This is a genomic window from Sphingobacterium sp. JB170 (genome assembly GCF_900163865.1).
Taxonomy (GTDB): Bacteria; Bacteroidota; Bacteroidia; order Sphingobacteriales; family Sphingobacteriaceae; genus Sphingobacterium.
In genome coordinates this window covers 1-11,793 of the sequence record NZ_FUKU01000070.1, presented here as the reverse complement: position 1 = coordinate 11,793, position 11,793 = coordinate 1, and the positions used below count along the sequence as shown (strand labels likewise).

Below are 11,793 nucleotides of genomic sequence, written 5' to 3'. Positions count from 1 at the left end.
CACTTTTCCTCACTTAGATTATATTATACAAACATAGGAGAAGCAAAAGAACGTCACTTGATTAGGACAGATATTTTACGCTATTATAATCGGAACGTTACTTATTGCCAAAATATTCCTGTGCAATATCCGCTACTCCCACGCTAAAATATTTTCCACCATTTGAAACTCCCTCAATGGCTTTTTTAAAATCGTTCGTATCGCTACCAATGAATAAATAACCTGCAAAGCCAATTTCCAAAAGAGGTTTCACGGCTTTTTCGGTATCAATATCACTATGGGCAATCAAGTTTATAGCGGGATATTTTGTCCTTAATTCTTGAAGCTGTGCCAACACAATCTTGTCATAAAAATCGAGGTCAATCACGCAAACTTCGGGAAGCTCTTTTAACGTTGATAATTGAGATAGTCCGTCTTCAATGTTTTCAGAGCGGAACAATACTTCAACCCCGGAAGCAACGAGTTCGTTGTGGGTCAAATCCAAGATCGGGCTTTTATCATTGATAAAGGCGAGGGCAATTTTTTGTTGTGTTGTACCAGTTTCCATATCATGCCTAATTAAGTTGAAGTTGTGTAGCCCTGCACAAAAAGAGGCGCAGGCAACCACACTCATCGATATTAAGGCACTGGTACGCCCTTCCCCGAATAAGCGAGCGCCCACGCCATAGCATGAACGTTCTTACTTATTTGTCTCGGGGATATAAAAATTACCAGTTTCTAATATCGAGACCTAAAGCAAAAACACTTTAAGTTTTTTCTATATGTCCTTGCAAAGATACTAAAGTCGTCTTTATACACAATCATGTAGTAGCATAATAGTATAAAAAGGTGACTATATGGAGGATGGGTTATTAGACACATAGTTCTGCTCCAGTACGTTCATTAAATCCTTTTCCTTATAAATTATCTTGCCTCCTATTTGTATATAAGGTAGGATTTTATCGTCCCTGTATTGCTGTAAAGTCCGTTTGCTGATATGTAACAGCCTACACACATCTTCGCCCGACAAATAAATTTCACCGTTCATTACAGGACGGTAGTTTTTCAGTATTTCTTCTATACGACTCCTCAACTGCATTATCAACTCCTGATGGGCGATGATTTCTTCGGCTTCATTAGTCAGTAAATCCATTGTCATTGGGATTGTACGGCTGTCCGGCTTCGAGCAAAGCCTGTACGTCCGAGCGTTTATAATAATTCTTGCGGTTCAGTTTGGAATAGGGCAATAAGCCTTTGTCCTTGTAGGTCTGCAAAGTCCGTTTGGTAATGTTCATCATCAAACACACTTCCTGGTTATCGAGCCATTGCTCCTCTTTGAAAATCGGTGTGTATTTTCGTGTGGCATTTTCGGTCATTTCCAAAAGTTCCCTTAGCTCATTCTTCATTCCTTCTAATACGGATTTTTGTATTGCGATAACTTCCATAGTCTGCTCTATTTTTCTGTGGAAGTCGAATTTATCAAGGCTTTTTGAAGGGTTGGGGAATGTTGTATTGATTGGCTTTGAAAGGCAGTATTTGGCACTTTACTACCTCTGTAAACAAAAAATCGGATAACCTTTTGGGCGATCCGAATTTGTTTCAAATGCTATCAGAAGATGTGTATCAGCGTCGGGCTGGCTGTTCAGTTTTTACTTCCTGCCTATCCTTTTTCATTTGGTTATAAGTCCATATACAGACAATACCTACAATAATTAAAGCATAGGCAATCCATTTGCCGACACGTTCTATAAAACGGGTAAATACAGATGCTTCAAAGCTCGAAAAGCCCTCTGCACCCATACCATTACGCCTGTAAAATTTCCTCCGGTTTATCCAATAAATAAGCCCTATAGCAATAACGATAACAATAATACCAAACACCAATTGAGCCGTGACTGTATCCATACCCATTAAGATTGTAATTTCAGTAAATTTAAACAAAAAACAGCGTACATCGAAAGCCGGAAAGCAAAAAACCGACCTGTATAAAGTCGGTTTTAACATTCATTTCTATTATCCTTAATCCGCATTGTTGAACTGAAAACTGATTTGTTTTTCATTTCCGAAGCTGTCCGAAATCCAAACCTCAAAGGATTGGGATACTGTGGACGAAGATGTGTAATACAACCTGAATTGCTCTTTTGGTAATAGGTACAAATCGTTTGGCAAATACGGTGGTTCGTCATAATACCGTAATGTGCCTTGACCATCAAATTGGAAGTAGCGGAGCAAATATTGCGTGTTGCTGTAATTCCCTTTACGCTGTACGGTAATCCGTATCTCAACGGTCTGCCCAATGGCAACATCTTTGGGTACAGGCATTACTTTGACCTCAAAAGGGAAATCGTTCTGTATTTCGAGTTGATCGTCTTTGCTACAAGATACCAAAGTTACCGAAGCTGTGAGGATTGCCAGCATTACATATATCGGGCTTAATCCTATCCTGAATTTATTTAATATTGCTATCATTGTTTTTACTTTTTAAAAATTAAACCTTAATCCTACACCTGCGGATGGTCGGAACTGCTCGAGATCCGTACCCCACAAGACCTTTGTACGCCCTTGCAGGACTAACACAAAACGGTCTGACAGGTACGTTTCAAAAGTGAGGCGACCGCCTGCTCCATAAATGAAGTTGTCTTCACTCAAAATTTTTGCTCCATCATACAACATTGTTTCGCCCCGGTTGATGGTTTCATAACCGAATACACCTGTTATCCCGAAATTTAATGTGATATTCTTACGGGCATCGCCCAATAGGAAGAAACTGTAACCGCCCTCTGCGGTATAGGTTTCCTGCGGTATACGGAGGTCTTTATAATCGTGGTATTGGTGCGTGTATTCCAATGCCCAAAGCTGATAGTTCCCGTTTTTGCCGTTTACGGTCATTGCGGCACTGATGCAATAATCATTACCAATCTTATCATTGGATAATACACCTGCACTTATTTCTAATCCTTTCTGTTTAGGTAACATTCTTTGTGCCTGTGTAACCGTGATGGCCATAAAGATGAGCATCACGGTATAGATATACTTTTTCATATTATCTGCTTTAAAAGGTTATTAAAACTTCAGGTGCATATCGCTAATCAAACGAGCCTTGATTAAATCGGAATTTTCTGCCTGGAGCGTTTGATGCCTGCCTCCGTTTTTCTCGAAAATCTCAATCAGTAGAACCTTGTCATCAGAAATGGTAAATTGGTCTAACAGGAACACGTTTTTTTCGGTCGTTTTTCCGCTAATGCCGTCCAATGGTTTGTAGGTCCTAAGCGGTATCATCGGGCGTTCCTGTACTACGGTGCGTTTGGCTACTTTCTTATCCACCACCTTGAAATTGACAAAATCAATCTCGAAAGGCACATTGGTATGGTTTCTTATTTCCGTATGGAAATAGTATTTGCCGTTGTGTATGTAGATACCCTTCAAGATAAACTGAATACCGAAACTCTTAGCCCCGATATGCTTTACAATGCGTTTATCTTTCTTGTAAATCGTTTCCAAAAGCAAGCCTGCCAGTGAGGGCGAATTATTGCCCAGTTCTTCAAAAAGCACATCGTTTCCGTTTACTTTGTCCACTGCCTTTTGCATTGTGAGCAGGTCATAGCTCAACGCATCAGGATACCCACTGTAATACACATTGAAGCTGTAGAAACGCCCGTCATTCGTGATAACCGAAAAATTGGTTTCGGTTTCAAAATCCCTTACCGTCGCTTTTACGCGCAACACATTTTCCGCATCTTCTGCCTTTCCTGCTATCAGGTATTCGCTTCCCAAATCCACATAACGAATGGCGGTCGGGAAGATCAGGTGCGAAGTCTTATCGTAGGTAACTTCCATTTTATACGGTTCTATCTTGCCTAATGCAAGCGGAGATTTTGCACTATCCTGTGCAAAAGATTGTACGGCTAAGCCGAGTATCAGGGCAAACGCCCAAAAGGTTTTTAAATGATTTTTCATTGTCGTTAATATTTAATTTTTAATGGTAATGAAGCGTGTTCCGCTGCACGGAACTGGTTTCATTGTTTAAATTATTTGTGTTCAACATTAATTTTTAGATACAAGAAAGACCTGATGCCCTGCTTTTAGCGTAACCTTTGGCGTTCTTACTTTTTTAGCGAAATAGCCCGAAACACCCTGTACTACGCCACGGCTAAGGTCTGCGGCAACCTGCTGCCCGGCAGATTGCGTAAGCATCACGCTTGTTCCGGAAGTCTGGCTCATATTGCCTGCCATTTCGGTAAGTGCGTTCATTTCCGGCGAATACGGAACGTACAAACCTTGCTGTCCGTCCAAATCGTAAATGGTTATATCAACTGGAATGATGTTGCCTTCCAATTCTATGGAAGTAATTTTTAGCTGTAATCGCCCACCCTGCAATTTGGCATTAGCCGTTACAATCGTTCCTTTTGGAATGGTATGTTGAGGCGTTTGGGCAGGTTCTAACAAACGCAATCGTACCCCAGTTTCGCCGATAACTGTTTGTGCATCGTGTACACAGGCTTTGATACTGTTTTTCGGTTGTGCCGCTTGCTCAATAGAGCCGGCAGTATAAAACCCTCGGTTTTTGTTCTGGCTCCAATCAGCTAAAAAGGCACTGTCGGTAGGCTCACGGTACAAGGCTGATACGGTGTTTTTCCTTGTCGGTGTAAACGCTACAAAATATTCTTTTTGAGTTGAACCTGTCATAGTCGTACCTGCGCTTTTAGCAGGTGGAGCTTCTGTCGGATTTGTACCCGTTGGCAGATACTTTGCCGCCATCTGGTAGGATTTCTCCATCAGGGCAAGCTGGTCATCAACGGATACGGATTTAGGCACATCATTCTCAGCTAATTGTTCTTTTAACTCGTCCAATTGCCTGCGGAGTTCCATTGTTTCAGCATTGTCATCCTGATAAAATGAACCCAATGTGCTTTGTGCATTGCGGTAACTGCCCAATGCAGGATTGCCGTTTCTTTCCGAACCTCTGCCACCGCCATAGCTGTTGCTTTCGTCTTCTTCGGAAAATTCATCAATTGGCTCTTCTTTGTCTTCAGTATTCCAATAGTCAGAAAGCGTAGTAAGTGCATTACGCTTTTCCTGCTCTTTGCGTTCGAGCATTTCCAGCTCGTAAGCCTTGCCTTTGTCGGCAGGCATTCCTGCTCCGGTAGCCTCTGGTACGGCATCGTTCAGACCGATGTTCTCAATTTCATTTTTGTCTGCGGACGGTTTAAATATGAGGTACATACAACCCACAAAGACAATTCCCATTAAACCGAATATGAGTGGCTTTTTGAGCTTTTCGGCTTTGTTCTGTGTGCCGTCTTGCAGCACATCAGCGGTTGCTGCCGGGTTTCCCTCTGTTACCCGAACAACCGACTTTTTGTTCTCATTTTCTTTCATAAATCTTATTTTTTAGAATTGTTGATAATGTGTCCTGCAATCTTGCAGGGCTTTCACTTTTTCTGAGGACAGGGTTTTCGATATGCTCTATAACCATATCGTTACCAGACTTTGAGGTATCATACCAGACTTTGAAAATAACCCCTGCGGTAAGCAGTAGATACCCCACAAAAAAGTAAAGTGTGTATTGGTGCTGTTTCCGCAAGGGCAATGCCCGCCAGTGTTCATCCAGCTTGTCAAAGTACCTGTCCATATTTACTCTTAGTTTTTTCATAGCCTTACTATTTCTGTTGTTAGAGCTTGAAACGCTTAGGGCTTTGACCTGCCTTTTGCTTCGGTTCTTCATTGACCAAAGCGACTACCTCAGCCGCTTTGGGTAGAGATATTACAGATAGGTTTGCCAGTTCCGATTTTTTTAGCAGTTGCCCAAATTGGTCTTTCCTTGCCACCTCCATTCTGTTGAGAGAAAATTTGCCGTTCAGGTATTTTACCCACATACTGCATTGTACACTTGGCTTGTCTTCGCCCGACCATTGCAGGTAGCCTGTCAGTAACAAATCCTGTTTAGGTAAACTATCTGTTCCTTTTTGGCAGCTTTCAAGGTATTCCCCGATGCTGTCTTTCAACTTTCCGGCATACGCACCCTGCGTATGGAAATAGCCGTTATATCCTTTATCGGTAAGGATTTTTGCAAACGTGTTTAAATCTGATAATGCTTCCATAAAATTGTTTTTTTAGCGTTCGATGACTTCTATATCCCTGTTTTCAATCACTGCAAACTTTTCGATATTGAAGCCTTGCGGGTTGTTGTCGGACCGAACAGAGTTCACGAGATAGCAGGAAGTAATCAGGTTACGCCTGGTTACATTGCTCGAACGGATAATGAATTGTTTGGCATAGGTTCGTACCGCATACGGATAGTTATCGAAGTTGCATACGACACTATCCACCTCAATGCGTTGCTGTACATTGCCCGATATGATGCGGTTATAATAACCCTTTTCCGAAAGGTCTTTGTAGTAATCAAAGGCACTTTTATCGGCAAGATTGAAAGCCCGTTTCATATTGCTTTCGATGGCATTTTTATCGGGTGCAAGCGTAAAGAACAGTTCGTGAAACCGTCTGACGTGTTCCCTTGCTTCCACAGGACGGTTGATGCTGGCATCTTGCGATAAGGCAAGCATCAGCGATTTTCCATTATCCAACACATAGATTTTTTTGCGTTGTTCGTCTGCAAAGTTGTAGGATTTCCATAGTGAAAATCCTACCACGGTTATGCAGAGAACAGCAAATACAATGGCATACAGCCGTATCTGCCTAAAACTGTTTTCGATATTTCTTAATGTTTTAAATTCCATTTTTTAAAAATTTATTTTTTTATTTTCCCATTAACTTGCCACCGATATTTCCTGCGGCCGAACCTGCACCTGCTCCTGCAATATTTCCGGTTTTCATCGCAGCTTGGTTTACATTACGGGTAAAGTTTCCCGCACCACCCGCCTGAATAATCCAGCCTGTTACCGTCGGGATAGTGAAGTACCCCACGATACCGATAATCATAAAAATGATATACACTGTATTGGATGTGTCGGGAATGTAAGTCGGGTCGGCAAGCATTGCTATGTCCTTTTCGATAATGAGGGATTGTATTTTGGCAAGCATAGAGCTAAACAGGTCTGCCACAGGCAACCATAGGTAAACGCTGACGTATCGGGTCAGCCATTGCGTAAGCGTGGACTGAAAACCGTCCCACACGCTTATCGCAAAGGCTATCGGTCCAAGTATGGACAGGACGATGAGAAAGAACGTCCGTATGGTATCAATAACCAGAGCTGCCGCCTGAAACAGTACCTCTAACAGATTGCGAAACCAATTCTTAATAGCCTGTTCGGTTTGGTAGGCGAACCTATCCATATACATTCCCGACATCGTAATCAAATCACCAGGAGACCAGCCCAATTCTTCGAGCTTATTATCAAATTCCTCATTTGATACGAGATAGGCTGTTTCAGGATTTCGCAACATCGCCTCCCGTTCCAACAGGTCTTTTTTAGCCTGCAAATCGTTAAGGTCAAGCACCTGATTTTCAAGGATGGCGTGTGTACCCTGTACCACCGGACTTAAGACCGCATTGATGGTTCCCAATACGATAGTTGGGAAAAACATAATGCAAAGCCCCAAACCAAACGGGCGGAGCAAAGGATACATATCAATCGGTTCAGCCCTGCTTAAGGCCTGCCATACTTTTATGGCGACATAGAACAAAGCTCCCAAGCCTGCTACCCCTTTAGCCACTGCCGCCATATCGGCGGACAGTGGGAGCATCTCATCATATAATGACCGTAGGACTTCGTGAAGATTTTGAAATTCCATAACTACCAGTATTTTTGGTTAGGGGTTCCGTATAGGTCAAGCACTCTTTTGGTATTGTTCTGCTTTTTTGCTCGTAGAATACTTACAGAGATATTCTTATTGGTATAATAGCGTACCAGACTATGGTATTCCTTTACCTCTTTGTACACTCTATCAATAATATCCATACGCTCTTTGTCGTTCAGCGAAAGGCTGGAAGAGCTTACAATTTGTTTGAGTTCTTTCAGTAGTTCTGTACTTTCATTCAGTAATGCTGAATAGCCATTGGCAATAGCTGCCAATTCCTGTGCAGAAAAATTCGGGTCGTTCATCATCTTACCAAAATTCTGCACATACATTTCGGATACGTCACCGACAAGCAGTACGGTCTGTTGTACTTTACGGGCGTCTTTTACGAGATTATTTACAGCTTGCAGCTTGTCGTAATACTCCTTACCTTGTTTATACATCTTTTCCACTTCCTTAAAATTTTTAATTACATTGGATACTGTTGAGGAAGTCTGTATGATTTCATTTGCAGAGTTGAGAATACCCGATGCAAGATTTACAGGGTCAGTTACTACAAACTGTGCTTTTGCGGACGGTGCTACAGCGAGTGTTAATGCCGTACACACCATAAAAAGGATTTTGTTCATTTTCTTGAATTTTAAAATGTTAATGATTATTGATTTACTTTGTCCCGCCTTTGCATTGCGATATGCTTAATGGCGAGTTCTACATTGCCGTCCAGTTCCGTGGCAAGCTGCATCACTTCCAGTTTTTCGGTTTCTTCTGTTGTATAGGAGAGATACTCCTCCAAACTCACTTCTGTTGCGTATACCGCAGAGTGCGTGCCTCCCAAGCCAATCCAAACCTCTTTGTAAAGCCGTGAAGGATCATTGTTCATGTTGATGGAAAGTACCTGTGCTTTTTCTTTATCGGTCAAGCCGAGCATCGCCTGTATATCATCGAATTTGTTCATATACTTGCGTTGGTCTAAGAGGATTTTGCAATCGGAATTGTTGATGATGCTTTCTTTGACAATGGGCGACTGGATGATATCATCCACCTCCTGTGTTACCACGATGGCTTCACCGAAAAACTTCCTAACCGTTTTGAAGAGATACTTTATGTATTCCGCCATGCCTTCTTTCGCAATTGCCTTCCATGCCTCTTCAATTAGTATGAGCTTACGGATACCTTTCAGCCTTCTCATTTTATTGATAAACACCTCCATAATGATGATCGTCACGATGGGAAAGAGAATTTTGTGATCCTTTATGGCATCAATTTCAAACACGATGAAGCGTTTGGAAAGCAGGTCTAACTGTTTATCGGAGTTAAGCAAATAATCGTATTCTCCGCCCTTGTAGTAAGGCTCCAGTACGTTCAGGAAACCCGCAACATCAAAGTCCTTTTCCCTGACCTGTTTTTCCTCCAGCACCTTACGGTAGTCACCCTGCACATACTCATAGAAGCCGTTGAAAGATGGGTACACATCATCCGTTTTAATACGTTCAATGTAGCCCGATACGGCATTGGAAAGGGCAACCTCTTCTGAACGGGTTGGCGGTTCATCATCACGTTTCCATAAGGTCAGTATCAAAGTCTTAACACTTTCTCTTTTTTCAATGTCAAACACGCCGTCATCGGTATAGAAAGGGTTAAAGGCAATCGGGTTGTCTTCTGTATAAGTGAAGTAAACACCGTCTTCGCCTTTTGTTTTACCTTTAATCAATTCGCATAATCCCTGATACGAGTTTCCGGTATCTACCAACAATACGTGTGCTCCTTGTTCATAATATTGTCTCACCATGTGATTGGTAAAAAAAGATTTTCCAGAACCCGAAGGTCCCAAAATGAATTTGTTCCGGTTCGTGATGATACCACGCTTCATCGGAAGATCCGATATATCCAGATGTATAGGCTTTCCGGTCAGACGGTCAGCCATCTTGATACCGAAAGGCGAGGGCGAATTGTGGTAATTGGTTTCTTCTGTGAAGAAGCATAATGCAGGTTCAATGAACGTGTAAAAACTTTCCTCACTCGGAAAGTCGCCCGAATTACCAGGCATTCCTGCCCAATACAAAGTAGCTACATCCGTAGTGTTGTGCCGAGGCTTACACTCCATCAATGCCAACGCACTACCACAATCATTCTTTAGCTGTTTCAGCTCCGCAGGATCTTCCGACCACGCCATAATGTTGAAATGTGCCCTTACGGAAGAAAGACCGAACGAATGTGCTTCGTTCAGGTACTTTTCTATCCACTCTTTGTTGATTTGGTTGGCACGGCTGTAACGAGCCAGTGAGTGCATATTCCTTGCGGATTTCTCAAACTTTTGCAGGTTGTCTTCGCTGTTGTCTATAAACAAATACTGATTGTAGATATGGTTGCAGCTTAACAACAAGCCCACAGGTGCGGCGAATGATAGACGACAGTCACTACGGTCGGTAGATAGCTTTTCAAAACGGGTATCTGCCGATACCGTTCCGGGCAGGTCGTCCGTGTCCGAAAGCGTGTGCAGGCTTAACCTTTTGTTCCCGATACGGACCTCTTCTGTTCCGAGTGCGATGTCCTGCATCGGTGTCTCCGCATCCCTCGATAGCGTAAGGTATTGTTCCAGTAATCCCTGCTTTTCGTCCGTTCCGATAATGTCGTCTTCGGTAAGACGTTGCAGGGTTACAAAACCGCTATCGTTTACGATACGTTCAAACTGTGCCACCGCTTCCATAAAGCGGTGTATCGTTTCCTTGTTCCTGATTTCCTTTGGTATCAGCGTACCTTTGCAAAGCGAACTGAAGTTGCTTTGCATACGCATTCTTTCCTTAGTGGTCTTGGTCAGGAACAGGTAACAGTAATGGTTCAGAAATGGTCGCTCATTAAAATGGCGTTGGTAGGATTTAGCCAAAAAACTTTGGTTGTCCTCTGCCAAATCGGGGGCATAGTTTTCCTTGATGTACCAATCCTGTTTGTGGATGACCGTAAAATCCGGCAACGTCTTGATAGCTTTGTGCCAGGCGGAGTGAATAGCTTCGTATTCCGCCGATGCTACCGTAAACAGTTCCGGCAAACGAACCGCAAAGCAGGCGGTAATGTCCGCATCTTTGGACAGGATGCAGTTGTTTTCTACTGCCAACAAAGGAAATTTGTTTTCCAGCGTTGTTGTCTTTGCAACGTTTCTCATATGGCATTCGATTTAGGGGTGAATTTTAAATAGCGGTGTACCCGCTTGCGGCAGATGATGTATCGGGGATGCCTTTTTCCCGCACCGATTTTCATTAACCCGTGTTCGCCATACTTCCTGTTGAGTGAAAAGGTCTGCCACACAATGAGCGAAGCTCCGCCTGCTCCGAGGAACAGGCAGATGTAAGAATTTACACCAGCCATATACAGGATCATCACGAAGATGAGCGTACCGAGCAGTCCGCCTGCAAAAATGAACAGGTATTGTGCTTTCAAACCTTTAAATTCCACCGTCCGCCCGATGCCTTTGTTTATGTTGTAACTGTTCATAAAGCAAAGGATTAAAGGAAGAATGAACGCAGGATGGTAGCCGCCACGATTAAGAAGATACACGCACCAAACCAGCTTGCCGCAGTCTTGCTCGTATCGGGGTCGCCCGAACTGAATTTGTTGTACACCTTAACCCCTCCGATGAGCCCGACCACCGCACCGATGGCGTAGATTAATTGGGTTGCCGGGTCGAAGTAGCTTGTTACCATTTGCGTAGCCTCGTTGATACCCGCCGAACCGTTTCCCTGTGCGAACGCACCGATTCCTGACAGCATTGCCATAGCTGCCAGCAAAACTTTTTTTCTCTGTTTTTCCATAATTGAAACACATTAATTTGTTATTGTTATCCCGCACTTTGTGGGCTTTCGGAACAAAGGTGTTATGGAAATTGAGGCGGTCTAACAAAGTGGCAGTCAGAGGAAGTGTTTGGCTGTGTGTGGCTTTATGAGATTGTTTTTTTTAACTTAGCATATACAAAACAACGTGGTGTTGTCCCCATTTTGAAAGTTCAGTCGTCATTAGGGCGAACAATAAAATTTTAAAAAGATGAAAGAATTTGCGTTAATC

16 protein-coding genes are annotated in these 11,793 nt (G+C 42.8%); all 16 read right to left on the bottom strand.

Annotated features, from left to right (window positions below; genetic code table 11):
• Positions 1 to 97: 97 nt before the first annotated feature.
• A complete protein-coding gene (locus FM107_RS18145; RefSeq protein WP_086949896.1) occupies positions 98 to 547 on the bottom strand; it encodes a response regulator transcription factor in 450 nt (149 codons plus the stop codon).
• Between the two features lie 285 nt (positions 548 to 832).
• Positions 833 to 1,132 carry a helix-turn-helix domain-containing protein gene (locus tag FM107_RS18140; RefSeq protein ID WP_086949895.1) on the bottom strand — a complete coding sequence of 100 codons (300 nt, stop codon included), beginning with the start codon at positions 1,130 to 1,132 and terminating at the stop codon, positions 833 to 835.
• Entirely contained in the window at positions 1,116 to 1,424 is a 309-nt protein-coding gene (locus tag FM107_RS18135) for a helix-turn-helix domain-containing protein (RefSeq protein WP_086949894.1), read from the bottom strand. The genes FM107_RS18140 and FM107_RS18135 overlap by 17 nt, the downstream gene beginning before the upstream one ends.
• Positions 1,425 to 1,602: 178 nt before the next feature.
• Positions 1,603 to 1,884: a molybdenum ABC transporter permease gene (locus FM107_RS18130; protein ID WP_086949897.1), complete on the bottom strand. Its 282-nt coding sequence runs from the start codon at positions 1,882 to 1,884 to the stop codon at positions 1,603 to 1,605.
• A gap of 114 nt (positions 1,885 to 1,998) precedes the next feature.
• On the bottom strand, positions 1,999 to 2,448 hold the full coding sequence (locus tag FM107_RS18125; RefSeq protein WP_086949893.1) for a DUF3872 domain-containing protein: 450 nt from the start codon (positions 2,446 to 2,448) through the stop codon (positions 1,999 to 2,001).
• A gap of 12 nt (positions 2,449 to 2,460) precedes the next feature.
• On the bottom strand, positions 2,461 to 3,021 hold the full coding sequence (locus tag FM107_RS18120) for a conjugal transfer protein TraO (RefSeq protein ID WP_086949892.1): 561 nt from the start codon (positions 3,019 to 3,021) through the stop codon (positions 2,461 to 2,463).
• A gap of 21 nt (positions 3,022 to 3,042) precedes the next feature.
• A complete protein-coding gene (gene traN, locus FM107_RS18115; protein WP_086949891.1) occupies positions 3,043 to 3,936 on the bottom strand; it encodes a conjugative transposon protein TraN in 894 nt (297 codons plus the stop codon).
• Positions 3,937 to 4,023: 87 nt separating this feature from the next.
• Positions 4,024 to 5,358 (bottom strand): conjugative transposon protein TraM, encoded by a 1,335-nt coding sequence (gene traM, locus FM107_RS18110; RefSeq protein WP_086949890.1) that lies wholly within the window; start codon positions 5,356 to 5,358, stop codon positions 4,024 to 4,026.
• A complete protein-coding gene (locus tag FM107_RS18105; RefSeq protein WP_086949889.1) occupies positions 5,345 to 5,632 on the bottom strand; it encodes a nitrogen regulatory IIA protein in 288 nt (95 codons plus the stop codon). Before FM107_RS18105 ends, traM begins: the two co-directional genes overlap by 14 nt.
• A 19-nt stretch (positions 5,633 to 5,651) precedes the next feature.
• Positions 5,652 to 6,080, bottom strand: coding sequence for a hypothetical protein (locus FM107_RS18100; RefSeq protein ID WP_086949888.1), 429 nt, complete (start codon positions 6,078 to 6,080; stop codon positions 5,652 to 5,654).
• Between the two features lie 12 nt (positions 6,081 to 6,092).
• Positions 6,093 to 6,716 (bottom strand): conjugative transposon protein TraK, encoded by a 624-nt coding sequence (gene traK / locus FM107_RS18095; protein WP_086949887.1) that lies wholly within the window; start codon positions 6,714 to 6,716, stop codon positions 6,093 to 6,095.
• Between the two features lie 19 nt (positions 6,717 to 6,735).
• Positions 6,736 to 7,731 (bottom strand): conjugative transposon protein TraJ, encoded by a 996-nt coding sequence (traJ, locus tag FM107_RS18090; protein WP_086949886.1) that lies wholly within the window; start codon positions 7,729 to 7,731, stop codon positions 6,736 to 6,738.
• 2 nt (positions 7,732 to 7,733) lie between these two features.
• A complete protein-coding gene (locus tag FM107_RS18085; RefSeq protein WP_086949885.1) occupies positions 7,734 to 8,366 on the bottom strand; it encodes a DUF4141 domain-containing protein in 633 nt (210 codons plus the stop codon).
• A 26-nt stretch (positions 8,367 to 8,392) separates the two neighbouring features.
• The gene (locus FM107_RS18080; RefSeq protein WP_086949884.1) at positions 8,393 to 10,897 is read right to left on the bottom strand and encodes a TraG family conjugative transposon ATPase; all 2,505 of its coding nucleotides are present in this window, start codon (positions 10,895 to 10,897) and stop codon (positions 8,393 to 8,395) included.
• Entirely contained in the window at positions 10,894 to 11,226 is a 333-nt protein-coding gene (locus FM107_RS18075; RefSeq protein ID WP_086949883.1) for a DUF4133 domain-containing protein, read from the bottom strand. The genes FM107_RS18080 and FM107_RS18075 overlap by 4 nt, the downstream gene beginning before the upstream one ends.
• Positions 11,227 to 11,237: 11 nt before the next feature.
• A complete protein-coding gene (locus tag FM107_RS18070) occupies positions 11,238 to 11,543 on the bottom strand; it encodes a DUF4134 domain-containing protein (protein WP_086949882.1) in 306 nt (101 codons plus the stop codon).
• Positions 11,544 to 11,793: the final 250 nt, after the last annotated feature.